General features: G+C 63.0%; 21 protein-coding genes. 17 read left to right on the top strand and 4 right to left on the bottom strand.

Going from position 1 to position 26,397, the window contains the following annotated elements; all coding sequences use genetic code 11:
* Positions 1 to 30: 30 nt before the first annotated feature.
* Positions 31 to 975, bottom strand: coding sequence for a GlxA family transcriptional regulator (locus tag HX851_RS31760; protein WP_177066345.1), 945 nt, complete (start codon positions 973 to 975; stop codon positions 31 to 33).
* A gap of 195 nt (positions 976 to 1,170) precedes the next feature.
* On the opposite strand from HX851_RS31760, the gene choX reads away from it, so the two are divergent.
* The 6 genes from choX to HX851_RS31790 all read left to right on the top strand — a co-directional run bounded on the left by choX (position 1,171) and on the right by HX851_RS31790 (position 6,682).
* On the top strand, positions 1,171 to 2,115 hold the full coding sequence (choX, locus tag HX851_RS31765) for a choline ABC transporter substrate-binding protein (RefSeq protein WP_177061319.1): 945 nt from the start codon (positions 1,171 to 1,173) through the stop codon (positions 2,113 to 2,115).
* A 72-nt stretch (positions 2,116 to 2,187) separates the two neighbouring features.
* Positions 2,188 to 3,075, top strand: a complete 888-nt coding sequence (gene cdhC, locus HX851_RS31770) for a 3-dehydrocarnitine:acetyl-CoA trimethylamine transferase CdhC (RefSeq protein ID WP_177061317.1) — start codon at positions 2,188 to 2,190, stop codon at positions 3,073 to 3,075.
* Positions 3,076 to 3,216: 141 nt separating this feature from the next.
* A complete protein-coding gene (locus tag HX851_RS31775) occupies positions 3,217 to 4,182 on the top strand; it encodes an L-carnitine dehydrogenase (protein WP_121135222.1) in 966 nt (321 codons plus the stop codon).
* Positions 4,183 to 4,355: 173 nt separating this feature from the next.
* Positions 4,356 to 4,832 (top strand): thioesterase family protein, encoded by a 477-nt coding sequence (locus HX851_RS31780; protein WP_177066347.1) that lies wholly within the window; start codon positions 4,356 to 4,358, stop codon positions 4,830 to 4,832.
* Positions 4,833 to 4,856: 24 nt separating this feature from the next.
* Positions 4,857 to 6,020: a gamma-butyrobetaine dioxygenase gene (locus tag HX851_RS31785; protein ID WP_177066348.1), complete on the top strand. Its 1,164-nt coding sequence runs from the start codon at positions 4,857 to 4,859 to the stop codon at positions 6,018 to 6,020.
* Between the two features lie 398 nt (positions 6,021 to 6,418).
* Positions 6,419 to 6,682 (top strand): hypothetical protein, encoded by a 264-nt coding sequence (locus tag HX851_RS31790; protein ID WP_177061311.1) that lies wholly within the window; start codon positions 6,419 to 6,421, stop codon positions 6,680 to 6,682.
* A gap of 140 nt (positions 6,683 to 6,822) precedes the next feature.
* Here HX851_RS31790 and gbdR read toward each other — a convergent pair whose 3' ends face one another.
* Complete coding sequence (gbdR, locus tag HX851_RS31795) at positions 6,823 to 7,926, bottom strand: choline metabolism transcriptional regulator GbdR (protein ID WP_017128334.1); 1,104 nt, start codon at positions 7,924 to 7,926, stop codon at positions 6,823 to 6,825.
* 593 nt (positions 7,927 to 8,519) lie between these two features.
* Positions 8,520 to 9,896 (bottom strand): L-serine ammonia-lyase, encoded by a 1,377-nt coding sequence (locus HX851_RS31800; RefSeq protein WP_177066349.1) that lies wholly within the window; start codon positions 9,894 to 9,896, stop codon positions 8,520 to 8,522.
* Positions 9,897 to 10,337: 441 nt separating this feature from the next.
* Here HX851_RS31800 and HX851_RS31805 point away from each other — a divergent pair, with 441 nt between their 5' ends.
* The 3 genes from HX851_RS31805 (at position 10,338) to choV (ending at position 13,375) form a co-directional block, all read left to right on the top strand.
* Positions 10,338 to 11,285, top strand: coding sequence for a choline ABC transporter substrate-binding protein (locus HX851_RS31805; protein ID WP_177066350.1), 948 nt, complete (start codon positions 10,338 to 10,340; stop codon positions 11,283 to 11,285).
* Positions 11,286 to 11,354: 69 nt separating this feature from the next.
* Entirely contained in the window at positions 11,355 to 12,200 is an 846-nt protein-coding gene (gene choW / locus HX851_RS31810; protein WP_177061304.1) for a choline ABC transporter permease subunit, read from the top strand.
* Complete coding sequence (gene choV, locus HX851_RS31815) at positions 12,197 to 13,375, top strand: choline ABC transporter ATP-binding protein (RefSeq protein WP_177061302.1); 1,179 nt, start codon at positions 12,197 to 12,199, stop codon at positions 13,373 to 13,375. The genes choW and choV overlap by 4 nt, the downstream gene beginning before the upstream one ends.
* 313 nt (positions 13,376 to 13,688) lie before the next feature.
* On the opposite strand, the gene HX851_RS31820 is transcribed toward choV, so the two are convergent.
* Positions 13,689 to 15,320, bottom strand: coding sequence for a BCCT family transporter (locus tag HX851_RS31820; protein WP_368670163.1), 1,632 nt, complete (start codon positions 15,318 to 15,320; stop codon positions 13,689 to 13,691).
* A 298-nt stretch (positions 15,321 to 15,618) separates the two neighbouring features.
* Between HX851_RS31820 and betI the strand changes: the two genes are divergently transcribed.
* The 8 genes from betI (at position 15,619) to mdtD (ending at position 26,306) form a co-directional block, all read left to right on the top strand.
* Positions 15,619 to 16,212, top strand: a complete 594-nt coding sequence (betI, locus tag HX851_RS31825) for a transcriptional regulator BetI (protein ID WP_017128329.1) — start codon at positions 15,619 to 15,621, stop codon at positions 16,210 to 16,212.
* 107 nt (positions 16,213 to 16,319) lie between these two features.
* Complete coding sequence (betB, locus tag HX851_RS31830) at positions 16,320 to 17,792, top strand: betaine-aldehyde dehydrogenase (RefSeq protein WP_177066351.1); 1,473 nt, start codon at positions 16,320 to 16,322, stop codon at positions 17,790 to 17,792.
* Positions 17,793 to 17,968: 176 nt separating this feature from the next.
* The gene (betA, locus tag HX851_RS31835) at positions 17,969 to 19,672 is read left to right on the top strand and encodes a choline dehydrogenase (RefSeq protein ID WP_177061298.1); all 1,704 of its coding nucleotides are present in this window, start codon (positions 17,969 to 17,971) and stop codon (positions 19,670 to 19,672) included.
* A 331-nt stretch (positions 19,673 to 20,003) separates the two neighbouring features.
* Positions 20,004 to 20,699: an RraA family protein gene (locus tag HX851_RS31840; protein ID WP_177061290.1), complete on the top strand. Its 696-nt coding sequence runs from the start codon at positions 20,004 to 20,006 to the stop codon at positions 20,697 to 20,699.
* A 208-nt stretch (positions 20,700 to 20,907) separates the two neighbouring features.
* The gene (locus HX851_RS31845) at positions 20,908 to 22,350 is read left to right on the top strand and encodes a TldD/PmbA family protein (protein WP_177061288.1); all 1,443 of its coding nucleotides are present in this window, start codon (positions 20,908 to 20,910) and stop codon (positions 22,348 to 22,350) included.
* Positions 22,350 to 23,687, top strand: coding sequence for a TldD/PmbA family protein (locus HX851_RS31850; RefSeq protein ID WP_177066352.1), 1,338 nt, complete (start codon positions 22,350 to 22,352; stop codon positions 23,685 to 23,687). Before HX851_RS31845 ends, HX851_RS31850 begins: the two co-directional genes overlap by 1 nt.
* Before the next feature lie 276 nt (positions 23,688 to 23,963).
* Positions 23,964 to 24,842, top strand: a complete 879-nt coding sequence (locus HX851_RS31855; protein ID WP_177066353.1) for an alpha/beta fold hydrolase — start codon at positions 23,964 to 23,966, stop codon at positions 24,840 to 24,842.
* A gap of 33 nt (positions 24,843 to 24,875) precedes the next feature.
* Positions 24,876 to 26,306, top strand: a complete 1,431-nt coding sequence (gene mdtD / locus HX851_RS31860; protein ID WP_177061282.1) for a multidrug transporter subunit MdtD — start codon at positions 24,876 to 24,878, stop codon at positions 26,304 to 26,306.
* The last annotated feature ends 91 nt before the right edge of the window (positions 26,307 to 26,397 follow it).

The raw sequence follows: 26,397 nt of genomic DNA on the forward strand, positions 1-26,397 counted from the left end.
GCGAGTCCATCCAATTACAGGGAGCCCCCCCTACACGTTGATCCCGCGCCGGTCCTCCCGCGGACACTGGGCAAACCGCGCCCGGTAGCTGCGGGTGAAGTACGACGGCGACTCGAACCCACTGGCGATACTCACTTCCAGTACGCTCATGTCGGTCTGGCGCAACAATTGGCGCGCCTTCTCCAGGCGCAGGCCCAGATAGAAGTTGCTCGGGGTGTCCTTGAGATAGAGGCGAAACAGCCGCTCCAGTTGGCGCCGCGTGACCTTGATCGATTCCGCCAGCTCCAGCGTGCTCAGCGGCGGCTCCATGTGCTGTTCCATCTCGCCGACCACCTGCACCAGCTTTTTGTTGCTGATGCCGTAGCGCGTGGCGATCTGCATGCGCTGGTGGTCCTTGCGCGGGCGGATCCGCCCGAGCACGAACTGTTCCGACACCTGGATCGCCAGCTCCGGCCCGTGGGCCTGGCCGATCAGGTCGAGCATCATGTCGATGGAGGCAGTGCCGCCCGCGCAGGTGATGCGTCGGCGGTCGATCTCGAACAGTTCCTGGGTCACTTCCAATTGGGGATAGGACTCCTTGAACGCCTCCAGCGCTTCCCAGTGCAGGGTCATGCGATGACCTTCCAGCAGGCCGGCCTCGGCCAGCACCACGCTGCCGGTGTCGATGCCGCCGAGGGTGACGCCATCGTGATCGAGACGACGCAACCAGTGCTCCAGGGCCGGGGTCACGAACTTCAGCGGTTCGAAGCCGGCCACCACCAGCAAGGTCGCGCCCTTTTTCAGCGGTTCCAGCGCCGCATCGGCGTTGACCGACATGCCGTTGCTCGCCAGCACCGCGCCGCCGTCGGCGCTCAGTACATGCCAGCGATACAGCTCGCCGCGAAAGCGATTGGCCACGCGCAGCGGCTCGACCGCCGAGATAAAGCCCATCGCCGAGAAACCCGGCATCAGCAAGAAATAGAAATCCTGGGACATGGAGCGCACTCGCAAGACGGGTAGCGTTGCCGATGTGATACGCCAGTTCGACGATGGCGACAAGAGCACAGGTCGCTGCTGTGCAAGAGTCGGTCGCCGCTGTGCGCTTTCAGTGGGGCAGAGCTGCGTAACTTGAGCATCACCGGCGCATCAGACACCGGAACCGACAATAAACGACCTGCCGAGGAAACCATCATGAAACGACTGATCAGCCGCTGTGCAATCGCACTCACCGGTACCGCGCTCTTGAGCACTGGCGTCATGGCCGCGGACCAGGCGTCCTGTCAGAACGTCCGCCTCGGCGTCGTCAACTGGACCGATGTGATCGCCACCAGCGCCATGACCCAGGTGCTGCTCGACGGCCTGGGCTACCAGGTCAAGCAGACCAGCGCGTCCCAGCAGATCATCTTCGCCGGCATCCGCGACCAGCGCCTGGACATGTTCCTGGGCTACTGGAACCCGCTGATGACCCAGACCATCACGCCGTTTGTCGAGGGCAAGCAGGTGAAGGTGCTCGCCGAACCGAGCCTCAAGGACGCCCGCGCGACCCTGGCCGTACCGACCTACCTGGCCGACAAGGGCCTGAAGACCTTTGCCGATATCGCCAAGTTCGAAAAAGAACTGGGCGGCAAGATCTATGGCATCGAACCCGGCTCGGGCGCCAACACCCAGATCAAGGAAATGATCGCCAAGAACCAGTTCGGCCTGGGCAAGTTCCAGTTGGTGGAATCCAGTGAGGCCGCCATGCTCTCGGCAGTGGATCGCGCCGTGCGCCGCAAGGAGGCCGTGGTGTTCTTCGGCTGGGCGCCGCACCCGATGAACGTCAACGTGCAGATGACCTATCTCACCGGCAGTGAAAATGCCCTGGGCCCGAACGAAGGCATGGCCACCGTCTGGACCGTCACCGCGCCGACCTATGCCGCGCAATGCCCGAACGTGAACAAGCTGCTGACCAACCTGACCTTCACCGCCGAAGACGAGAGCCGGATGATGCAACCGCTGCTCGATCACAAGGACGCGCTGGAGTCGGCCAAGCAGTGGCTCAAGGATCACCCGCAAGACAAGGCCCGCTGGCTGGAAGGGGTGACCACCTTCGATGGCAAGCCGGCCGCCGACAACCTGCAACTGACCAGCAAGTAACTCACCGAAAATCGCACCCGCAGCCCTCGACGGCTGCGGTGTGAACCACCACGCCTGTAAGGAACCCGCACCATGAACCACGACGTCATCATCACCTGCGCACTCACCGGTGCTGGCGACACGACCGGCAGAAGCCCTCACGTTCCGGTCACGCCCAAACAGATCGCGGCGGCTGCCGTTGAAGCGGCCAAGGCCGGCGCCACCGTGGTGCATTGCCATGTACGCAATCCCGAGACCGGCAAGTTCAGCCGCGACGTGGCGCTCTACCGCGAAGTGATGGAGCGCATCCGCGAGGCGGACGTCGACATCATCGTCAACCTCACCGCCGGCATGGGCGGCGACCTGGAAATCGGCGCCGGCGAAAATCCGATGGAGTTCGGTCCGAACACCGACCTGGTCGGCCCGCTGACCCGCCTGGCCCACGTCGAGGCCCTGCTGCCGGAAATCTGCACCCTGGACTGCGGCACCCTGAACTTCGGCGACGGCGACACCATCTACGTCTCCACCCCGGCGCAGCTGCGTGCCGGCGCCAAACGCATTCAAGAGCTGGGCGTGAAGGCCGAGCTGGAAATCTTCGACACCGGTCACCTGTGGTTCGCCAAGCAGATGATGAAGGAAGGCCTGCTGGACGACCCGCTGTTCCAACTGTGCCTGGGCATTCCCTGGGGCGCCCCGGCTGACACCACCACCATGAAGGCCATGGTCGACAACCTGCCGGCGGGCGCGGTCTGGGCCGGTTTCGGTATCGGTCGCATGCAGATGCCGATGGCCGCGCAAGCGGTGTTGCTGGGCGGCAACGTGCGGGTCGGCCTGGAAGACAACCTGTGGCTGGACAAGGGCGTACTGGCGACCAATGGCCAGTTGGTCGAGCGCGCCACGGAAATCCTCAGCCGCCTGGGCGCCCGCGTCCTGACCCCGGCCGAAGGTCGGGCGAAGATGGGCCTGACCAAGCGCGGTTGATCCCAACACCCCATTTCACCTGTGGGAGCGGGCTTGCCCGCGAAGACAATGTTCCTGCCACAGAAAATGTGGCGGATATACGACCCTCTTCGCGGGCAAGCTCGCTCCCACAGGGTTCATCGAACTCTTCAGGAACATGCCATGAGCTTTATCACCGAAATCAAAACCTTCGCCGCCCTGGGCAGCGGTGTCATCGGCAGCGGCTGGGTCTCCCGCGCCCTCGCCCACGGCCTTGACGTTATTGCCTGGGACCCGGCGCCCGGCGCCGAAGCGGCCCTGCGCAAGCGCGTCGCCAATGCCTGGGGCGCCCTGGAGAAACAAGGCCTGGCTCCTGGCGCCTCGCAGGACCGCCTGCGCTTTGTCGCCACCATCGAAGAATGCGTGAAGGACGCCGACTTCATCCAGGAAAGCGCCCCGGAACGCCTTGAGCTGAAACTCGAACTGCACGGCAAGATCAGCGCCGCGGCCAAGCCCAATGCCCTGATCGGCTCCAGCACCTCGGGCCTGTTGCCCAGCGAATTCTACGAAGGCGCCACCCACCCGGAGCGCTGCGTGGTCGGCCACCCGTTCAACCCGGTGTACCTGCTGCCTCTGGTGGAAGTGGTCGGCGGCAAGAATACCGCGCCGGAAGCGGTACAAGCGGCGATGAAAGTCTATGAATCCCTCGGCATGCGCCCGCTGCACGTACGCAAGGAAGTCCCGGGCTTTATCGCCGACCGCCTGCTCGAAGCGCTGTGGCGCGAGGCGCTGCACCTGGTCAACGATGGTGTCGCCACCACCGGCGAAATCGACGATGCGATCCGCTTTGGCGCCGGTCTGCGCTGGTCGTTCATGGGCACCTTCCTGACCTACACCCTGGCCGGCGGCGATGCCGGCATGCGTCACTTCATGGCGCAGTTCGGCCCGGCACTGCAGTTGCCCTGGACCTACCTGCCGGCCCCGGAACTGACCGACAAGCTGATCGACGATGTGGTCGACGGCACCAGCGACCAGTTGGGCAAACACAGCATTTCGGCCCTGGAACGCTATCGTGACGACTGCCTGCTGGCGGTGCTGGAAGCGGTGAAGACCACCAAGGCCAAGCATGGCATGAGTTTCAGCGAGTAAATGGGCCGCCCTTCCGAGGGCAAGCCTTGGCACCAATCAAGCCTGAAATACAAACCTTGTGGGAGCCGGCTTGCCGGCGATGACGGCCAACAAGGCCATGCAAGACTTACTGGCCTCATCGCCGGCAAGCCGGCTCCTACAGGGTAGGTCTCTATTTTCACTGGAACACTGCCATGCCTACCCTCACCACCTACACCACCGAAATCAGCCCCGACTGGGTCGACTACAACGGCCATCTGCGCGACGCCTTCTACCTGCTGATCTTCAGCTATGCCACCGACGCCCTGATGGAGCGCCTGGGCATGGACAGCAACAACCGCGAAGCCACCGGCAGCTCGCTGTTCACCCTCGAACTGCACCTCAACTACCTGCACGAAGTGAAGCTCGGCGCCCAGGTCGAAGTACACACCCGGATCATCGGCCACGACGCCAAGCGCCTGCACCTCTACCACAGCCTGCACCTGGTGGGCGGTGACAAGGAACTGGCCGGCAACGAACAGATGCTGCTGCACGTCGACCTCGCCGGTCCGCGTTCGGCGCCCTTCAGCGAAGCGGTACTGGAAAAGCTGCAAGCCATTGTCGAAGACCAGGCCGACCTGTCGGCTCCCGAGTACATCGGCCGCGTGATTGGGCTGCCCGCGAAAAAATAAGAAACCACCGTAAAGGAGCTCACCGTGAACACCGCCGCCGCGTTTGCCGACTTCCGCAGTTATCCGCTGATCAGTGCCCTGACCGCCGTGCATCCGCTGGCGGATCGCATCGAGGTGTATTGGGCGGATGGGCGCATCAGTCCCTACCACCACGTCTGGTTGCGGGACAACTGCCCGTGTCCGCACTGCGTGTACACGGTGACCCGCGAGCAGGTACTGGAAATCGTCGATGTACCCGAGGACCTGGCTCCGGCTGCCATCCGTATCGACGGCAGCGGCTGCCTGTGCATCGACTGGCAGGACGGTCACGCCAGCCGTTTCGATCCGGGCTGGCTACGGGCCCATGCCTATGACGACGAGTCGCGCGCCGAGCGCCAGGCCGGCAAACCGAAAAGCCGGCTGTGGGACAGCAGCCTGGCGTTGCCGGTGTTCGAGTTCGCGGCGCTCAAGGAAGACCCGAAAATCCTGCTGCAATGGCTGGTGGCCTTGCGCGATACCGGCCTGACCCAGGTGCGTGGCGTCCCTACCGAACCCGGCTCATTGTCCGAGGTGGCCAAGCTGATCGCGTTTATCCGCCAGACCAACTTCGGCGTGCTGTTCAACGTGCAATCCAAGGCCGACGCCGACAGCAATGCCTACACCGCCTTCAACCTGCCCCTGCACAGCGACCTGCCGACCCGCGAGCTGCAACCCGGACTGCAATTCCTGCACTGCCTGGTGAACGACGCCGAGGGTGGCGAGAGCATTTTCGTCGATGGTTTTGCCATTGCCGATGCGCTGCGTCGGGAAGATCCGGCGGCATTTCGCGCACTCTGTGAAATCCCCGTGGAATTTCGCAACAAGGACCGCCACAGCGACTACCGCTGCCTGGCACCGATCATCGCCCTAGACAGCCTCGGCCAGGTCAGCGAGATCCGCATGGCCAACTTCCTGCGCGGGCCCTTCGATGCGTCCACGGAACAGATGCCGGTGCTCTACGGCGCCTATCGACGCTTTATCGCCATGACCCGCGAATCACGTTTTCGCCTGATGCGCCGGCTCAACCCTGGCGAACTGTGGTGCTTCGACAACCGCCGCACCCTGCACGCGCGCAACGCCTTCGACCCGGCCACCGGCGCGCGGCACTTCCAGGGTTGCTATATCGACCGGGATGAATTGCTCTCGCGGATACTGGTGTTGCAGCGCTGAACCCGGCACCGCCCGACTGATCGCTCCCACGCTCCCGCGTGGGAATGCCTCACTGGACGCTCGGCGTCCGCTGCGGATCTGTGACGCGGAGCGTCGCGGCTGCATGCCCACGCGGAGCGTGGGAACGATCAATGCCCCCTTCCCGCAGGCAAAAAAAACCCCGATCAAGCCGTGACAGGATCGAGGTGAGAGAGTGTCTGCAGCAGTTGAATGTCGAGAGGGTGACCAAACCATCGACGGGTCTGCTGGGGCCCAGTGTGCCCACTCCCCCGACCTGCGAGTTAGCCGAAAACGACCTGTTCATAGGTATCACAGTCACTGCGACAATCTGCCCTTGCCGACACTTGCAGTGGCTACCAGAATCGAAACACGATCACGCTCTGAATAGGACAAGCGCCATGATGTACGCGGATTTGATTGACCAGGAAGACCTGCTGGGCCAACTGAAGTCCCTGGGCTTCGAAGTACCGAACGGTGCCACCGCCGAGCAGGCCTGTGAGTGCGCGGTACGGGGATTGAACGATGTGCGGGCGATGACCCTGCGGACCATGGTCAAGCAGATGTACACCAGCAGCGCGACGATCCTGCCGGCGGTGCGCCAGGCCATCGACAAGCAGTTGCTGCCGGCGCTGGCGGAGTATCAGCAGACACGCCCGGCCTGATCATTGATGACGCCGCGAAACTTGTAGGAGCCGGCTTGCCGGCGATGAGGCCAGTGAGCCTTGCATCGTCTGATCAGCCGCCATCGCCGGCAAGCCAGCTCCTACAGGTACGGTGTTTCAGTCAAGTGTTGCGAGGTGGCTCAGAGCCTCACACTGGCAAACGTCGACTCGTTGCGCGCCTGGCTCAAGGCCGACATCGGTCCGGACAACGGGGCCAGGACCAGCGCCTGCGGAATCGGCATCATCGCCACCTGCTGGGTGGTGTTGGAACCGACACGCTCGTCACGCGGCGGAATGCCGAAGTACTCGCGGTAGCACTTGGAGAAGTGCGGCGTCGAGACGAAGCCGCAGACCGACGCCACTTCGATGATCGACATCGGCGTCTGCTTGAGCAACTGCCGCGCGCGGATCAGCCGCAGCTTGAGGTAGTAGCGCGACGGCGAACAGTGCAGGTACTTCTGGAACAGCCGCTCCAACTGCCGACGGGACACGGCAACATACACTGCCAGTTCGTCGAGATCGATCGGTTCTTCCAGGTTGGCTTCCATCAGCGCAACGATTTCCTGCAACTTCGGCTGGTTGGTGCCGAGCATGTGCTTGAGCGGCACGCGCTGGTGATCCTGTTCGTTGCGGATACGCTCGTAGACGAACATCTCGGAGATCGCCGCCGACAGTTCACGGCCGTGATCGCGGCTGATCAAGTGCAGCATCATGTCCAGCGGCGCCGTGCCGCCGGAGCTGGTGAAGCGGTTGCGGTCGAGGGTGAACAGGCGGGTGCTCATGGCGACGCGCGGGAAGGCTTCCTGCATCGACGCCAGGCATTCCCAGTGCACGCTGCAATCGAAGCCGTCGAGCAGGCCGGCACAGGCCAGCGCCCAACTGCCGGTGCACACCGCGCCAAGGCGGCGGGACTGACGGGCCTGGCTCTGCAACCAGGACACGTGTTCACGGGTCACGGTGCGCTGGATACCGATGCCGCCGCAAACAATCACGGTGTCCATCGCCGGTGCTTTGTGCATGGAGGCATCGGGTGTGATCTGCAGGCCGTCGCTGGCCCAGACCTGTCCGCCGTCGACGCTCAGGGTCGTCCAGCGATACAGCTCGCGACCGGACAGTTGGTTGGCCATACGCAGCGGTTCGACCGCGGAAGCCAGGGAAATGAGCGTGAAATTGTCCAGCAGCAGGAAGCCGATGGATTGAGGCGCACGGTTCTGGGGCTGGGCCCCGGACTGGAACGACGTCATCGCGATATCTCCTCACACAAAGCGGGTGATGGCCTCAGGCGGAGGCTCTTGTTATTGCCCTAGTTCCCTGTAGGAAAAGGTGCTTTGTAATGACAGAGCAATTGCCATGCCTAAAATTGAATGTGTATTCAATAACTCCTGAAAACGACATGGCGGCGTGTCTATATAGCCCCTGCCGGGAGTGCGGGTTATAAGCGTGAGAATGTTCTGCAAGCGCCCTGCTTCAGCGGGTTGAGCAAATCGGTAGCACTTGTGTTTCAGGCACGGGAAAGCGCCGGGCGGGAGTGTCACCGCAAGCACGGTCGACCGGCGGTAACGGGGCACGATCCTGGTTGTGCCCGGGTACTTCAGTTATCTGTTTGCGACGCGCCAAAAGGTGGCGCAGAGCGGGTTTGATGGGCGATTAGTGCACAATCCTGCAGTGACCGGACTGACGCTTTCGCTGGCAAGCCAGCTCCCACAGTTGACCGCGCAAATCATGACAAGGCACGCCCACAGGTTCGGAGTCGTACGTACCTTCCGGGCACGACAAAAAAACTTGTGGGAGCTGGCTTGCCAGCGAAGAGGCCAGCACGATCACCCCCTATTCCGGATCAGCACTCCACCGCGCTGACCGCCAACCCGCCCCGCGATGTCTCCTTGTATTTGTCGTGCATGTCGGCACCGGTATCGCGCATGGTACGAATCACCCGGTCCAGGGAAATAAAGTGCTGGCCGTCGCCCCGCAAGGCCATCTGCGCGGCATTGATCGCTTTCACCGCGGCAATCGCGTTGCGCTCGATGCACGGCACCTGCACCAGCCCGCCGACCGGATCGCAGGTCAGGCCGAGGTTGTGTTCCAGGCCGATTTCCGCGGCGTTGCACAGTTGCTCCGGCGTCGCCCCGAGAATCTCGGCCAACCCCGCCGCGGCCATCGCACAGGCCGAGCCGACTTCACCCTGGCAACCGACTTCGGCGCCAGAGATGGAGGCGTTCTTCTTGCACAGGATCCCCACCGCCGCCGCCCCGAGGAAGTAGTCGACGACATTGGCGTCGGTCACCGCTTCGCTGAACTTCATGAAGTAGTGCAGCACCGCCGGGATGATCCCCGCCGCGCCGTTGGTCGGTGCCGTGACCATGCGCCCGCCGGCGGCATTCTCTTCGTTGACCGCCAGGGCGAACAGGTTGACCCACTCCATCGCGCTGAGGGTCGAGCCGATCACATTCGGCTTGTTCAGCTCCTGCAGGCTGCGATGCAACTTGGCCGCGCGCCGACGGACATTCAAGCCACCAGGCAGGATGCCTTCATGCTTGAGGCCTTGCTCGACACAATCCTGCATCGCACGCCAGAGCTTCATCAGGCCGCCGCGGATCTCGTCCTCCGAACGCCAGACCCGCTCGTTGGCCATCATCAGTTCCGCCACCCGCAGGTTGTGCTTCTGGCACAACTCGAGCAACTCGACCGCACTGGAGAAATCATACGGCAGCACGGTCTGGTCCATGTCCGCAACACCGCTGGCCGCTTGCGCCGCATCGACGACAAAACCGCCGCCGACCGAATAGTAGGTGTCACGATGCAGCTCGCCACCGGCATCAAAAGCGACCAGGGTCATGGCGTTGGGGTGGAACGGCAGGTTCTCGTCGATCAGTTGCATGTCGCGCGCCCAGACAAACGGGATCGGCAGGCGATTGTCGAGCAGCAGCGTGTCGTTTTCCCGCAGGGTGGCGATGCGCAAGCCGATCTGCGACGGGTCGATTGCGTCCGGCCATTCGCCCATCAGTCCCATGATCACGGCGTTGTCGCTGCCATGGCCGATACCGGTGGCCGACAGCGAGCCATAGAGCTGTACCTCGACTCGCCGAACCTGCTCCAGGGTGCCGCGCTCACGCAGTCCCTGAACGAACAACGCCGCCGCCCGCATGGGCCCCACGGTATGGGAACTGGACGGGCCGATGCCGATCTTGAACAGGTCGAATACGCTGATTGCCATGACTGTGACGCCCTCTGGATGCAGGTTCCAGACGTTGAAACGCCTGGTGGCGGAGCTGCTACGCTGTAGGCGCGATCCGCCGGGATGAAGGCATCATCAGCCTTTTGAATCGGCGCTCGACGTCTGACACCGACGCACTCTTGTCCATCTACGCCAGGCGCCGCCGACAGGCTTTTTTCGGCGTTCTTTTGCGGTTCAGAGGGGGAAAAAGCACCGAAAAAATCTGTAAACGACCTCACCGACACTGGATGCGACCCTCCCTGTACTGGATACGACGCACCCTGTAGGCGACATATTCAGGCTGGTACATGATCAGTCTCGACTCGATTGCAAGGCACCGGGGTAGAGCTGTCCTCGAAGCCTCCAACCGCAACAGAACAATTAAGCGCGATCGTCCAGTCGGACACTGCCAAAAAAAAGAACACATAGGAGTCTACCCCCATGAAAGGTTCCCCCTCGTTGTTGTTGGCCGCCATGCTGAGTCTCCCGCTGCTGGCCCAGGCCGCAGAACCGGCACAGTGCAGTACCGTGAACTTCTCCGATGTCGGCTGGACGGACATTACCGCCACCACCGCCACCACCAGCGTCGTACTCGATGCCCTCGGCTACAAGACCAAGACCACGATGATTTCCGTGCCGGTGACGTACAAGTCCCTGGCCGACGGCAAGAACATGGACGTGTTCCTCGGCAACTGGATGCCGACCATGGAAAACGACATCAAGGCCTACCGTGACGCCGGGACCGTCGATGTCGTGCGCACCAACCTCACGGGCGCCAAGTACACCCTGGCCGTACCCCAGGCGCTGTATGACAAGGGCCTGCATGACTTCGCCGATATCGCCAAGTTCAAGAAGGAACTGGACGGCAAGATCTACGGCATCGAACCGGGCAACGACGGCAACCGCCTGATCCAGAGCATGATCGACAAGAACGCCTTCGGCCTGAAGGACGCCGGCTTCAAGGTCGTCGAATCCAGCGAAGCGGGCATGCTGTCCCAGGTCGACCGCGCACAGAAACGCGACACCGCCGTGGTCTTCCTCGGCTGGGCGCCACACCCGATGAACAAGCGCTTCAAGATCCAGTACCTGACCGGCGGCGACGATTTCTTCGGCCCGGATTTCGGTGCCGCCACCGTGGCGACCAACACCCGCAAGGGCTACGCGCAGGAATGCAGCAACGTCGGTCAGTTGCTGAAGAACCTCGAATTCACCGTCGACATGGAGAGCTCGCTGATGGGCAACATCCTCGACGACAAGATGAAACCCGAAGCCGCAGCCAAGGCCTGGCTGAAGAAGAACCCCAAGGTACTCGATACCTGGTTGGCCGGCGTGACCACCATTGACGGTAAACCTGGCCTGGACGCCGTGAAAGCCAAGCTCGCGCAATAACCGCCGTGTCCGGGCGGGTTCGCCCGCCTGGACTGGCATTTATTCCCCCGCATGTGGACGTTCAATACCATGCTGACTGAACATAAAATCCCTCTAGGCCAGTACATCGCCGCCTTCGTTGAATGGTTGACCAAACACGGTGCCAACTACTTCGATGCGATCGCTTCGACACTGGAAACGATGATCCACGGCGTGACGTTTGCGCTGGCCTGGTTCAATCCGCTGGCATTGATCGCGCTGATCGCGGTGATCGCCCACTTCATCCAGCGCAAATGGGGCCTGACCGCCTTCGTGGTCGCCTCCTTTCTGCTGATCCTCAACCTGGGATACTGGCAGGAAACCATGGAAACCCTCGCCCAGGTGATGTTCGCCACCCTGGTCTGCGTGGTCATCGGCGTACCGCTGGGCATCGTCGCCGCACACAAGCCGATGTTCTACACGATCATGCGCCCGGTCCTCGACCTGATGCAGACCGTACCGACTTTCGTGTACCTCATTCCGACCCTGACCCTCTTCGGTCTGGGCGTTGTACCCGGCCTGATTTCCACGGTGGTGTTCGCGATTGCCGCGCCCATCCGTCTGACGTATCTGGGCATCCAGGATGTACCGCAGGAATTGATGGACGCCGGCAAGGCCTTTGGCTGCTCGCGCCGTCAGTTGCTCGCACGAATCGAATTGCCCCACGCCATGCCGAGCATCGCTGCCGGTATCACCCAGTGCATCATGCTGTCGTTGTCGATGGTGGTGATCGCCGCACTGGTGGGTGCCGATGGCTTGGGCAAACCCGTGGTCAACGCACTGAACACCGCTGATATCGCCCTCGGTTTCGAAGCCGGCCTGGCGATCGTATTGCTGGCAATCATGCTCGACCGTATCTGCAAACAACCCGACGCACAGGTAAGGGGTGACGCATGAGCATAATCCGCTTCGACAAGGTAGACGTTATCTTCTCCAAGAACCCGCGTGAGGCCCTCGCGCTGCTGGACAAAGGCCTCAAGCGGGAAGAAATCCTGAAGAAGACCGGCCAGATCGTCGGCGTCGAGAATGCCAGCCTGGAAATCGAGAAAGGCGAGATCTGCGTACTGATGGGCCTCTCCGGTTCCGGCAAGTCCAGCCTGCTGCGTTGCATCAACGGCCTGAACACCGTCAGCCGCGGCCATTTGTTCGTCGAACATGAAGGCCGGCAGATCGATATCGCCAACTGCACCGACGCCGAACTGAAGATGATGCGCACCAAGCGCATCGCCATGGTGTTCCAGAAATTCGCCCTGATGCCCTGGCTGACCGTGCGCGAGAACATCAGCTTCGGCCTGGAAATGCAGGGTCGTCCGGAAAAGGAACGACGCAAGCTGGTGGACGAGAAGCTGCAACTGGTCGGCCTTGAGCAATGGCGCAACAAGAAGCCTGACGAACTGTCCGGCGGTATGCAGCAACGGGTCGGCCTGGCCCGCGCCCTGGCGATGGACGCCGATATCCTGCTGATGGACGAACCGTTCTCGGCCCTCGACCCGCTGATCCGCCAGGGGCTGCAGGACGAACTGCTGACCCTGCAGAACAAGCTGGCGAAAACCATCGTGTTTGTCAGCCACGATCTCGACGAGGCGCTGAAACTGGGCAGCCGCATCGCGATCATGAAGGACGGCCGGATCATCCAGTACAGCAAGCCGGAAGACATCGTGCTCAACCCGGCGGACGAGTATGTGCGCACCTTCGTCGCTCACACCAACCCGCTGAACGTGCTCTGCGGACGCAGCCTGATGCGCACCCTGGACAACTGCAAACGCGTCAACGGTTCGGTGTGCCTCGATCCGGGCGGCGACTCGTGGATCGACCTGGCCGAAGGCAACACCATCAAGGGTGCCCGCCAGAACGGCGCCAGCCTGAACCTGCAAAGCTGGGTGCAGGGCCAGTCGGTGGAGGCCCTGGGCCGTACCCCGACCCTGGTGGATTCGAATATCGGCATGCGCGACGCGCTGCAGATCCGTTACCAGACCGGCAACAAGCTGGTGCTGCACGACAATAACAAGGTGGTCGGGATTCTCGGCGACAGTGAGCTGTATCACGCGCTACTGGGCAAGAACCTCGGTTGAGACAGATGCAAAAACGCCGCGAAAGGATCGCGGCGTTTTTGTTTTCAGGGGTAGCCAGGAACACATCGCCCCTGTAGGAGCCTGGCTTGCCAGCGAAGAGGCCCTTGAATATTGTGCCACCCTCGCGGCCACCATCGCCGGCAAGCCGGCTCCCACAAGGGGCTGTCTTGTGGGGCACAACCGGCCTGTAGGAGCCGGCTTGCCGGCGATGAGAACAACGCGGTGCCCCGCGTCATCCACCCCTTCAGCTATAAACCCGGCCAAGGAGTTGCCGATGGCTTTCGAACCGGTCAAGCCCTTCGCGGATCATCCGCTAGTGCGCCTCGGCCAGCGCTGGCGTCACTGGCTTGTCCACAGGGCGCTGGACAATCGCCTGGGCCGGTTGCAGGTCCAGGGCACTCAGGCGCTCGCTGAAAGCGCGACGATCAAGAGCCGCCAGTTCGGCCTGTTCGCTTTCGATCTGCAGGTCCTGGCGCATGGCCTTGTGCAGGCCGAACATAAAGAACACCAGCACCACGGAGAACGGCAGACCGGCCAGCACCACCATGGTCTGCATGGCTTCGAAGTTACCGGCGAACAGCAGGCCGATGGTCACCAGGGTAATCACCGCCGACCAGAAGATCCGCAGCCAGTGCGGGGCATCCTCGTCGACCTCACCGCCCTTGCACGACAGGTTGGCCATCATCACCGCGCCGGAGTCCGCCGGGGTCAGGAACAGTACGAAGCCGACAAAGATCGACACACCGATGACGATTTTCGACGCCGGGTAATGCTCCAGCAACTGGTAGATCGCCATGGACGGCTGTTCCAGCGCCGTCTTGCCCAGCGCCACGGCGTCGTGGTTCATCACCAGGTCCAGGGCCGAGTTGCCGAAGATCGACAGCCACGCCAGGGTGAAGCCCAACGGGATCAGCAGGACACCGGCCACCAGTTCACGCACCGTGCGACCACGGGAAATACGCGCGATGAACATGCCCACGAATGGCGCCCAGGAAATCCACCAGGCCCAATAGAACAGGGTCCACAGGCCCAGCCAGCGGTCGGATTTCTCGGCATCGTTCTCGTAGACGTAGAGGTCGAAGGTCTTCAGTACCACACCGTTGAGGTAATCGCCGATGTTCTGCACGAAGCCGTTGAGCAGGTGCAGGGTCGGACCGAACAGCAGCACGAAGATCAGCAGGCCGCTGAACAGCACGATGTTCAGGTTGGACAGGCGACGGATGCCGTTTTCCACACCGGACACGGCGGCGATGGTCGCCACGGTGCTCATCACGATGATCACGATCAGCAGGTTGGTGTTGCTATGGGTCATGCCGAACAGGCTTTCCAGCCCCGAGGACACCTGCATCGAACCGATGCCCAGGTTGGTCACCAGGCCCAGCAGGGTGACGAACATGCCGAAGCCGTCCACCGCGTGCCCGGCCGCGCCCTTGACCCAGCGCTCGCCCACCAGCGGGTACAGCGCCGAGCGCAACGCCAGCGGCTGGTTGTGCCGATAGGCGAAGTACGCCACGGCCAGGCCGACCAGCGCGTAGATCGCCCAGCCGTGCAGGCCCCAGTGCAGGAAGGTCAATTGCAGTGCCTGACGCGCCGCCGCATGACTGCCGGCCACGCCTTCCGGCGGGTTGAAATAGTGGTCCAGCGGTTCGGAAGCACCGAAGTACAGCAGCGAAATGCCGATCCCCGAGGAGAACAGCATGCCGGCCCAGGCGCCGTAGCTGAAGTCCGGAGTGTCGTGTCTGGTACCCAGCTTCAACTTGCCGTAGGACGAGAACGCCAGCCCGATGACAAACACCAGGTAGGCGGCGATCACCACCATGTAATACCAGCCGAAGCTGCGTGAGAGCCAGGCCTGGGCCACGCCGAGCAGTTTGCCGGCCTCTTGCGGGGCGATGATCAGGATGGCGGTCAGCAACAGAATCAACGCGGTCGAGGTGTAGAACACCCAACCGTTGACCCGCACCTTTTCGGCGGGGGTCTTTATAAGAGAGGCAGAACTCATTGCACAGATGCTCCAGGCAGTGCGGGAGAAAGACACAAGGCAACACGGCACCCGGCCGATCGTTTAATGGGGCAGCCGACCAGCGGGTGATATAAAGGCGGCCCCGGAAAACCGGTAGGCAGCGGCAATTTGTCGCGGATCTTATTCTTTGTTGATTGAACGTTCAATCAAAACAAAATAGACTGGCCCACAAGCCGACAGCCGTTCCACGTCTGCCGGTGGGCCCAAGGAGAGGTGCACCATGCCCAAGGTCGGTATGCAACCCATACGCCGCCAGCAATTGATCGAAGCCACCTTGACGGCGGTCGATCAGGTCGGGATGGGGGACGCCAGCATTGCGCTGATCGCCCGTTTGGCCGGTGTCTCGAATGGCATCATCAGTCACTATTTTCAGGACAAGAATGGCCTGATCGCCGCCACGATGCGGTACCTGATGAACGCCCTGACCGAGAACGTCGCCGCGCGCCGCCAGGCGCTGACAGATGACAGCCCGCGGGCCCATCTGCAGGTGATTATCGAAGGCAACTTCGACGCCAGCCAGGTCAATGGCCCGGCAATGAAAACCTGGCTGGCCTTCTGGGCCACCAGCATGCACCACCCGTCTTTGCACAGGTTGCAGCGGATCAACGATCACCGCCTGTATTCCAACCTGTGCTGCCAGTTCCGCCGCGTCCTGCCGCTGCCCGCAGCCCGCAGCGCGGCACGGGGACTGGCAGCGTTGATCGACGGTTTGTGGTTGCGCGGCGCGTTGTCGGGAGACGCTTTCGACACCGCGCAGGCGCAACGGATCGCTTACGAATACATGGATTTCCAACTGGCTAAGCAGGAGCGCTAGAGCACCGAGAAACGCTCGGCCCCTGAACCACTGCCGAACGGTGTTGCCAGAACCCTATGGCGCACCCGGCGGTTAACGCCAACCACTGATGCACTTGCGAGGACACTATGGCCCGTTTCGAACTGCAAAAACTCTACATCGACGGCGGTTACACCGACGCCGGCGGCGATGCCACTTTCGATGCCATCAACCCGGCTAACGGTGAAGTTCTCGCCAAAGTGCAACGCGCGACGAAAGAAGACGTCGAACGTGCCGTGGTCAGTGCCGAGAAGGGCCAGAAAGTCTGGGCGGCGATGACCGCCATGGAACGTTCGCGCATCCTGCGTCGCGCCGTGGATATCCTGCGCGAGCGCAACGACGAGCTGGCCGCCCTGGAAACCCTGGACACCGGCAAGGCCTACTCCGAGACCCGCTATGTCGACATCGTCACCGGTGCCGACGTGCTGGAATACTACGCCGGCCTGGTACCCGCCATCGAGGGCGAGCAGATCCCGCTGCGCACCACTTCGTTCGTCTACACCCGTCGCGAGCCACTGGGCGTGGTCGCCGGTATCGGTGCCTGGAACTACCCGATCCAGATCGCCTTGTGGAAGTCCGCACCAGCCCTGGCGGCCGGCAACGCGATGATCTTCAAGCCCAGCGAAGTCACCTCGCTGACCACCCTGAAACTGGCCGAGATCTACACCGAAGCCGGCGTTCCAGACGGTGTGTTCAACGTGCTGACCGGCAGCGGCCGTGAAGTCGGCACCTGGCTGACCGAGCACCCACGCATCGAAAAGGTCTCGTTCACCGGCGGCACCGACACCGGCAAGAAGGTCATGGCCAGCGCTTCCAGCTCGTCGCTGAAAGACGTGACCATGGAACTGGGCGGCAAGTCGCCGCTGATCATCTTCGACGACGCCGACCTCGATCGCGCCGCCGACACCGCGATGATGGCCAACTTCTACAGTTCCGGCCAGGTCTGCACCAACGGCACCCGCGTGTTCGTGCCGAGCCACCTGAAAGCCGCGTTCGAAGCCAAGATCGCCGAGCGTGTCGCGCGAATTCGCGTCGGCAACCCGCAAGACGAGAACACCAACTTCGGCCCGCTGGTCAGCTTCGCTCACATGGAAAGCGTGCTGGGCTACATCGCCAAGGGCAAGGCCGAAGGCGCCCTCCTGCTGTGCGGCGGCGAACGCCTGACCGCCGGCGAGTTCGCCAACGGAGCCTACGTGGCGCCGACCGTGTTCACCGACTGCACCGACGAGATGACCATCGTTCGCGAAGAAATCTTTGGCCCGGTGATGAGCATCCTCAGCTACGAAACCGAAGAAGAAGTGATCCGTCGCGCCAACGACACCGACTTCGGCCTGGCCGCCGGTGTGGTAACCCGCGACCTGAACCGCGCCCACCGCGTGATTCATCAACTGGAAGCCGGGATCTGCTGGATCAATGCCTGGGGCGAGTCCGACGCGAAGATGCCGGTCGGCGGCTACAAGCAATCGGGTGTCGGCCGTGAAAACGGTATCAGCTCGCTGAACAACTTCACCCGGATCAAATCGATACAGGTCGAGCTGGGCGATTACGCCTCGGTGTTCTAGGAACCGAGTTCTGTATTGCCTGTGAGGCCGCCATCGCTGGCAAGCCAGCTCCTACAGGTTTGGTGTCGTTCGCCAAGCCTGCGGTTACCCCGCCCTTGTAGGAGCCGGCTTGCCGGCGATCGAGTGCGAAGCACTCGTCAGGCCCGACCCGACTCCATCTCAAGAGGGTGCATTCAATGTCCCAAGAATACGATTACATCATCATCGGTGCCGGCTCGGCCGGTAACACCCTGGCCACCCGCCTGACCGAAGACGAAGGCGTCACCGTCCTGCTGCTGGAAGCCGGTGGTCCCGACTACCGTTTCGACTTCCGTACCCAGATGCCCGCCGCCCTGGCGTTCCCACTGCAGGGCCGCCGCTACAACTGGGCCTACGAGACCGATCCGGAGCCGCACATGGACGGCCGCCGCATGGAATGCGGTCGCGGCAAGGGCCTCGGCGGCTCCTCGCTGATCAACGGCATGTGCTACATCCGCGGCAACGCCATGGACTACGACGGCTGGGCCAAGCTGCCAGGTCTGGAAGACTGGAGCTACCTCGACTGCCTGCCGTATTTCCGCAAGGCGGAAACCCGTGACATCGGCCCCAACGACTACCACGGCGGCGAAGGCCCGGTCAGCGTGACCACGCCCAAGGCCGGCAACAACCCGCTGTTCCACGCCATGGTCGAAGCCGGCGTACAGGCCGGCTACCCACGGACCGAAGACCTGAACGGCTACCAGCAGGAAGGTTTCGGCCCGATGGACCGTACCGTGACGCCCAACGGCCGTCGCGCCAGCACCGCCCGCGGCTACCTGGACACCGCCAAGCAGCGTTCGACCCTGACCATCGTCACTCACGCCCTGAGCGAAAAGATCCTCTTCGAGGGCAAGCGTGCCGTAGGCGTCCAGTATCTGCTGGGCAGCGCCGAAGAGCGTGTCGAGGCCCGTGCCCGCAAGGAAGTCATCGTCAGCAGCGGCGCGATTGCCTCGCCACAATTGCTGCAACGTTCCGGCGTCGGCCCGCGCCAGTTGCTGGAAAGCCTGGACATTCCGGTGGTCCACGACCTGCCGGGCGTCGGCGAGAACCTCCAGGATCACCTGGAGCTGTATCTGCAGTACGCCTGCACCCAGCCAGTCTCGCTGTACCCGTCGCTGCTCTGGTACAACCAGCCGGCCATCGGTGCCGAGTGGCTGTTCAATGGCACCGGCATCGGCGCCAGCAACCAGTTCGAGGCCGGTGGTTTCATCCGTACCCGTCCGGAATTCGAATGGCCGAATATCCAGTATCACTTCCTGCCGGTGGCGATCAATTACAACGGCAGCAACGGCGTCAAGGAACACGGCTTCCAGGCCCACATGGGCTCCATGCGTTCGCCGAGCCGCGGTCGTGTGCAGGCCACGTCCAGGGACCCGCGCCAGCACCCGAGCATCCTGTTCAACTACATGGCGACCGAGCAGGACTGGCAGGAATTCCGCGACGGCATCCGCCTGACCCGGGAAATCATGCAACAGCCGGCACTGGACGCTTACCGTGGCCGCGAAATCAGCCCGGGCATCGAAGTGCAGACCGACGAGGAACTGGACAAATTTGTCCGCGAGCACGCCGAGACCGCGTTCCACCCGTCCTGCTCGTGCAAGATGGGCACCGACGAGATGGCGGTGGTCGACAATCAGGGTCGCGTACATGGCCTGCAGGGCCTGCGGGTGGTCGATGCGTCGATCATGCCGATCATCACCACCGGCAACCTGAACGCGCCGACGATCATGATCGCCGAGAAAATCGCCGACAAGATCCGTGGCCGCCAGCCACTGCCGCGCAGCAAGGCCGACTACTACGTGGCCGGTGAGACGCCGGTGCGTGGCAAGCCGGTGCGTGAAGTGAGCCGTACCGCGCAGTAACCCCTGACACAGATCCTTGTAGGAGCCGGCTTGCCGGCGATCAGGCCCGCAAGCCTTGCATCGCCTGATCGGCCGCCATCGCCGGCAAGCCGGCTCCCACAGGTTCCAGGTCGTTCGCAGCTATTGCGTCTGGCTCAAAACCCGTGGGAGCGGGCTTGCCCGCGAAGGCATCAGCCCAGGCAGCACAAACCGCCCACCACACAACGTAAACAATCCCCACACCGCCCTACCCTTGCTCCTACCCCCCGCGCAGGCCTAATCTATCGGCGCGCAAACGTTTCACCTCGCCCCAATCGACACGCCGCCACATTGCTGGCCACGAGGCTTTCCCATGTTTGATGTCGTCTCTTCGAGCAAATGGCCTACCGGCTACCTGATCAACCCGAATCCTGAACCGCTCGATCCAAAATGGCTGAAGGAATTCAGCAAGATCCCCGCCGCCGCCGTGAGCGACTGCCTGGGACGCAACGTCGGTGGCCTGGGCCTCAAGCCTTTCCACGGCAACACCCCGATGCTGGGCAATGCCCTGACCGTGCGCGTGCGCCCGGGTGACAACCTGATGATCCTCAAGGCCATGCAGATGGCCCGCCCGGGCGATGTACTGGTGATCGACGGCAGCGCCGACCTGACCCGTGCCGTGTTCGGCGGCATCATGCGCGCCATGGCCCTCAAGGCCGGGATCGTCGGTGTGGTGATCAACGGCGCCCTGCGCGACCTCGACGAATGGCAGACCGGCGAACTGCCGGCCTATGCCATCGGTGGCGTACACCGTGGTCCGAGCACCGATGGTGGCGGCGAAATCAACGTGCCGATTTCCTGTGCCGGCATGCTGGTGACCCCGGGTGACCTGATGATCGGCGACGGCGACGGCGTGGTCGCCGCGGCCCGTAGCGAACTGCCGGAACTGCTGATCCGCTGCCATGACCTGCTGGCGCGGGAAAAAGCCACCCTGGCGGCCATCGAAGCCGGTACCCTGGATCCGGATCGTTTCGATGCGATCCTGCGTGCCAAGGGCTGTCCGCTGTAACCCCGGGCTTCGCCCTCCCCCTGTAGGAGCCGGCTTGCCGGCGATGAGGCCAGCAAGCCTTGCATCGCCTGATCAGCCGCCATCGCCGGCAAGCCGGCTCCCACAGGGTTTGTACCGTTCGCAAAATCACCTTTTCCTGACAGACTGGCATCGGGGCCTTTTATAAAATGCCCCGTCGCGGCCACCGCCATTTCCAGGGAGGTTCCCCATGTTCGACTTCCACCCCCAGCTCAAGCAGCACTTCGCTGCCTTGCGCACGGGCGCTGAATTCTTTTCCCTGCGCTATGTTCGCGAATCCGGCCAGTACCTGTCGGTGCGCAAGAACGTCCCGGAGCCGCCCAGCCTGAGCCGCGACGAAGGCGCGATGCTGACCGTGCGGGTCAACGGTGTCGAAGCCTATGCCTCCACCAACGACCTCTCGCGCCAAGGCCTGCAGGCCGCCTTGCAACGGGCCGAAGAACAGGCCAGGCTGATTGCCGGCCACGCCCTGCTCGACCTGCGCCAACAAACCGTCTCCAGCGAACGCGGCGATTACTGCTCGCCCCAGCTCGAACAGCCCTTTGCCTCGCTGAGCGACTGTTACGCCCTGCTCGCCGTCGAATCCGCCGCCGTACCCAGGGACGAGCGCCTGGTCAACTGGGAAGTCAGCCTCGGTGTGACCCATGTCGAGCAGATCTACCTCAACAGTGCCGGGGCCGAACTGCGCCAGGCGCAACGTTTCGTCTTCCCGGGCCTGAGCGTGACCGCCTTCGATGGCATGGACAGCCAGACCCGTACCCTCGGTCGCGAGAATTTCGGCCAGCAAGGCAGTACCGAAGTGCTTGGCCGCTCCGGGCTGATCGGTGCCGGTGCGCGGATCGCCGACCAGGCCCTGCAACTGCTGCTGGCGCCCAACACCCCGTCGGGCCCGCGCGACCTGCTGCTGACGCCGGACCAGATGATCCTGCAGATCCACGAATCCATCGGTCACCCGCTGGAGCTGGACCGGATCCTCGGCGACGAACGCAATTACGCCGGCACCAGCTTCGTCAAGGCCGGCGACTTCGGCCACCTGCAATACGGCTCGTCGCTGCTCAACGTAACCTTCGATCCGGAGATCCCGGAACAGTTGGCCAGCTACGGCCATGACGACGACGGCAGCGCCGCCCACAAACAGTTCCTGATCCGCGAAGGCCTTTTGCTACGGCCGCTGGGTGGCGCGCTATCGCAGTTCCGCGCCGGCCTCGAAGGTGTCGCCAACAGCCGCGCCTGCAGTTGGAACCGTCCGCCGATCGACCGCATGGCCAACCTGAACATCGAACCGGGGGACAAGTCCTTCGCCCAGTTGGTCGGCGGTATCGAAAAGGGCATCCTGATGTCCACCAACCGTTCGTGGTCCATCGACGATGCCCGCAACAAGTTCCAGTTCGGTTGCGAATGGGGCCAACTGATCGAGAACGGTGAGCTCAAGGGCGTGGTCAAGAACCCCAACTACCGGGCGATTTCCGCGCAGTTCTGGCGCAACCTCAGCGCGGTCGGCGATGCCACGACCTTTAAGGTCCTGGGCACACCGAACTGCGGCAAGGGCGAGCCCAACCAGGTGATTCGCGTCGGGCATGCGTCACCCGCCTGCGTATTCAGCCATGTCGATGTGTTTGGAGGAGATGCCTGATGGATCAGTCACAGAGTCAGGCCGCACACTTCCAGGCGCTGGTGCAATGGCTGCGCGAACACCTGCGGGCCGCCGAGAAATTCACCCTGGGTTATGCCGCCGAGTCCTCGCAGTTCATCCGTTTCAACCACGGCCGCGTGCGTCAGGCCGGTCAGGTGCAGCAGGCCAGCCTGGACTTCAAGCTGATCGACGCGGGGCGGCATGCGGATCTGCGGATCACCCTCTCCGGCGAACCGGAGCTGGATCGCCAGCGCCTGGCCGAAGGCCTGCAACAGTTGCGCGAGACCTTACCGTTGTTGCCCGCCGATCCGTACCTGCTGCTCAATCACAATGCCTGGCAGAGTCGCAATGTGCAGGACCAGCCGCTGCCGGACACCGCCCGCGTTCTGGAAGAGATCAGCCGGGCCTCGACCGGCCTGGACCTGGTCGGTTTCTATGCCGCCGGCCCCATCAGCCGCGGTTTTGCCAGTTCGGACGGGGCGTTCGGTTGGCACCAGGCCAATAGCTTCAACTTCGACTGGAGCCTGTTCCACGAAAACGGCCAGGCGGTGAAAGCCAGCTATGCCGGGCATGCCTGGGACAGCGACGGTTTCGCCCGGCGTTTCCAGCAGGCCCGCGACCAGCTCGGCTTTCTTGGACGACCGTTGCGCACCCTCGCCCCTGGCGAGTACCGCGCATACCTGGCGCCGGCGGCGCTGGAAGAAATCATGGGCATGCTCTGCTGGGGCGGCTTCTCGGCACAGGCCATCGCCAGCAAGCACAGCCCGTTGCAGAAGCTGTATGCCAGCGAAGCCTCGTTCCACCCGATCGTCTGGTTGAACGAGCAGGTCAGCGGCTCGTTGAGCCCGGCGTTCTCCAACGAAGGTTATCCGCGCAGCGACCTGTCGCTGGTCGCCAAGGGCTCGGCCAACGGCCAGATGGTCAGTTCCCGCAGTGCCGCCGAGTATGGCCTGACCACCAACGGCGCGGGCGGCGGCGAATACCCCAGCGCGCTGGAGATGAAAGCCGGACGTTTGGCGCAGCAACAGGTTCTCGAGGAACTGGGCACCGGCCTGTATATCAGCAACCTGTGGTACCTGAACTACTCGGACCAATCGGCCGGCCGCATGACTGGCATGACCCGCTTCGCCACCTTCTGGGTGGAGAACGGCGAGATCCAGGCGCCGGTCAGCACCATGCGCTTCGACGACAGTGTCTACAGCCTGCTCGGCACCCAGCTGGAAGCCCTGACCCAGGAACGCGAACTGCTGTTGTCGGCCAGTACCTACGATCAGCGGCAGACGGCATCGAGCCTGCTGCCGGGGGCACTGATCCGCAAGCTGACGCTGACCTTGTAGACGAAAAAACCTTGATCGTTCCCACGCTCCGCGTGGGAACGATCAACGATCATCAAAAGCGACAAGATTACCCTGACCAAAACACCCGCATACCTACCCGTTTCGACAGTTGCCCCGCCAGACCCGGCGCGTTATACATAGCCCATCATCCGGCGCGGCATTAAAAAGCCAGCACCTCGCTCGTTCTCAACACCCGACCCACAGGCTTCACCCGCGATTTCGTTACTCAATGCCGCGCCTCTTTCACTCGCCGAAAGTGTTTTGCTGGAGTTTGATATGAATCATGGAAGCTTCGTCATCAATAATCTGTTCAGGCATTTCAACGTCCATGTCCAGCGCATCGGCGACGATCCGCGCCGCAATACCGTGCTGCTGGTCAACGGCGCCCTCTCCACCACGTCGTCGTTCACCCGCACCAGCAAATGCCTGGCCGAGCATTTCAACGTGCTGCTGTTCGACCTGCCGTTTGCCGGCCGCTCCCAGCCCTACAACCCCGATCCGGGGCTGGTGACCAAGGACGACGAGGTGGAAATGCTCCTGGCACTGGTGGAGCGCTTCGAGGTCAATCACCTGGTGTCGGCGTCCTGGGGCGGGATCTCCAGCCTGCTGACCCTGGCCAGGAACCCGCCGAGCATCCAGAGTTCGGTGATCATGGCCCTGGCCCCCGACCTCAACCCGCCGATGCTGGCCTACGTGCAGCGGGTCCACGAACTGATCCAGGTCGACGACAAGTCCGCCATCGGCCATCTGCTCAACGATACCGTCGGCCACTTCCTCCCGTCTCGCCTGAAGACCACCAACCACCAGCACCTCAGTGCCATGGCCAGCACCGAATACCGCCAGGCGCGCTTTCATATCGATCAGGTGCTGCAACTGGGCGACGGCAACTACCTGCGACCGCTGTCCGCGATCCGTACCCCGGTGCACTTCATCAACGGCGCCAAGGATATCTATACCCCTGCCGAAGGCGCCCGGCAGTTCCAACGGCACATCCCCCATTGCAGCTTTTCGGTGGCCGAGGACACCGGGCACCTGCTCGACCTTGAGTCGCGAGTGGCCGCCGACAATGTTCATCGCGCCCTGCTCGGTTTTCTGCTGTCGAAGGAGCAAATAGCGCGTTGTCGGAGCGCTCAAGCGCAAACCGATCAGGCATAATTGGATTCATAGCCTGCTAACAAAGAGCTGCCCATGCCCAACCGTGCCCCGCTGGACGCAACGACCGCTCGCTGGCTGCCCTGGGTGGTGGCCATCGCCTTCTTCATGCAGTCCCTCGACGGGACCATCCTCAACACCGCCCTGCCGGCCATGGCCCTCGACCTGGCGGAAAACCCGTTGCGCATGCAGGGCGTGGTGATCGCCTACATGCTCACCGTGGCGTTGCTGATACCCGCCTCGGGGTGGATTTCCGACCGTTTCGGTACCAAGCGCGTGTTCTTCTGCGCGATCCTGCTGTTCAGCATCGGTTCGCTGCTGTGTGCCCTGTCGAGCTCGCTGAACATGCTGGTGGGCGCGCGGGTGATCCAGGGGCTCGGCGGTTCGCTGATGCTGCCGGTGGGCCGGCTGGTGGTGCTGCGTGCCTACCCGCGTTCGGAACTGGTACGAATCATGGGCTTCATCACCATCCCCGGTCTGCTCGGCCCGTTGATCGGTCCGACCATGGGCGGCTGGATGGTGCAGTTCCTGACCTGGCACTGGATCTTCCTGATCAACCTGCCGGTGGGCCTGGTCGGCTGTTATGCGGTGTGGAAATTCATCCCCGACCTGCGCGGCAGTGAGCGCACGCGTTTCGACGGTATCGGTTTCCTGCTGTTCGGCGCGGCGATGCTGCTGATCACCATCGCCATGGAGGGCCTGGGCGAGCTGCAACTGCCGCACCTGCGGGTGATGTTGCTGCTGTTCGCCGGCCTGGCGTGCCTGGCGGCCTACTGGCTGCGGGCCGGGCATATCGACAACCCGTTGTTCGCGCCGTCGCTGTTCAAGACCCGCACCTTCGCCGTGGGCATCCTCGGCAACCTGTTCGCCCGCCTGGGCAGCGGCGCCCTGCCGTTCCTGGTGCCGTTGCTGCTGCAAGTCGCCCTGGGCTACTCGCCGTCACAGGCCGGGATGAGCATGCTGCCCCTGGCGGCGGCGGCGATGTTCGCCAAGTCGATTGCCCGGCCGCTGATCGAGCGCCTGGGCTATCGCATCGTGCTGACCGGCAATACCCTGGCGCTGGGCATCATGCTCGCGGCCCTGGGCCTGGTCACCGAGCACACGCCGTATCCGTTGCTGCTGGGCATGCTGGCGATTGCCGGGGCGATCAACTCGCTGCAATTCACCGCAATGAACACCGTGACCCTGATCGACCTCGACGACAAGGCCGCCAGCAGCGGCAACAGCCTGCTGTCGGTGGTCGCGCAGTTGTCCCTGAGTCTCGGCGTGGCCTGTGCCGGCGCCCTGCTCGGCGGCTTTACCGCGGCCATCGGCAACGACGGCGTGGACACGGTGCTCGGCGCCTTCCAGCTGACCTTCCTCACCGTGGGCATCATGGCGATGCTGGCGGCGGCGATTTTCCTGCAACTGTCGCCCCAGGACGGGCGGCGGGCCAGGGTGGTTCAGGAGCAGCATATCGAACACTAGACGTGCCACCCGTGGGAGCCGGCTTGCCGGCGATGAACGATAACGCGGTGTACCTGATACACCGCGTCGCCTGAATCGCCGGCAAGCCGGC

The organism is Pseudomonas gingeri, from assembly GCF_013385635.1.
Taxonomy (GTDB): domain Bacteria; phylum Pseudomonadota; class Gammaproteobacteria; order Pseudomonadales; family Pseudomonadaceae; genus Aquipseudomonas; species Aquipseudomonas gingeri_A.

Coding starts and splice junctions, on each gene's coding strand:
- HX851_RS31760 (WP_177066345.1), bottom strand. CDS start 975: ATGTCCCAGGATTTCTATTTCTTGCTGATGCCGGGTTTCTCGGCGATG.
- choX (WP_177061319.1), top strand. CDS start 1,171: ATGAAACGACTGATCAGCCGCTGTGCAATCGCACTCACCGGTACCGCG.
- cdhC (WP_177061317.1), top strand. CDS start 2,188: ATGAACCACGACGTCATCATCACCTGCGCACTCACCGGTGCTGGCGAC.
- HX851_RS31775 (WP_121135222.1), top strand. CDS start 3,217: ATGAGCTTTATCACCGAAATCAAAACCTTCGCCGCCCTGGGCAGCGGT.
- HX851_RS31780 (WP_177066347.1), top strand. CDS start 4,356: ATGCCTACCCTCACCACCTACACCACCGAAATCAGCCCCGACTGGGTC.
- HX851_RS31790 (WP_177061311.1), top strand. CDS start 6,419: ATGATGTACGCGGATTTGATTGACCAGGAAGACCTGCTGGGCCAACTG.
- gbdR (WP_017128334.1), bottom strand. CDS start 7,926: ATGACGTCGTTCCAGTCCGGGGCCCAGCCCCAGAACCGTGCGCCTCAA.
- HX851_RS31800 (WP_177066349.1), bottom strand. CDS start 9,896: ATGGCAATCAGCGTATTCGACCTGTTCAAGATCGGCATCGGCCCGTCC.
- HX851_RS31805 (WP_177066350.1), top strand. CDS start 10,338: ATGAAAGGTTCCCCCTCGTTGTTGTTGGCCGCCATGCTGAGTCTCCCG.
- choW (WP_177061304.1), top strand. CDS start 11,355: ATGCTGACTGAACATAAAATCCCTCTAGGCCAGTACATCGCCGCCTTC.
- choV (WP_177061302.1), top strand. CDS start 12,197: ATGAGCATAATCCGCTTCGACAAGGTAGACGTTATCTTCTCCAAGAAC.
- betI (WP_017128329.1), top strand. CDS start 15,619: ATGCCCAAGGTCGGTATGCAACCCATACGCCGCCAGCAATTGATCGAA.
- betB (WP_177066351.1), top strand. CDS start 16,320: ATGGCCCGTTTCGAACTGCAAAAACTCTACATCGACGGCGGTTACACC.
- betA (WP_177061298.1), top strand. CDS start 17,969: ATGTCCCAAGAATACGATTACATCATCATCGGTGCCGGCTCGGCCGGT.
- HX851_RS31840 (WP_177061290.1), top strand. CDS start 20,004: ATGTTTGATGTCGTCTCTTCGAGCAAATGGCCTACCGGCTACCTGATC.
- HX851_RS31845 (WP_177061288.1), top strand. CDS start 20,908: ATGTTCGACTTCCACCCCCAGCTCAAGCAGCACTTCGCTGCCTTGCGC.
- HX851_RS31850 (WP_177066352.1), top strand. CDS start 22,350: ATGGATCAGTCACAGAGTCAGGCCGCACACTTCCAGGCGCTGGTGCAA.
- HX851_RS31855 (WP_177066353.1), top strand. CDS start 23,964: ATGAATCATGGAAGCTTCGTCATCAATAATCTGTTCAGGCATTTCAAC.
- mdtD (WP_177061282.1), top strand. CDS start 24,876: ATGCCCAACCGTGCCCCGCTGGACGCAACGACCGCTCGCTGGCTGCCC.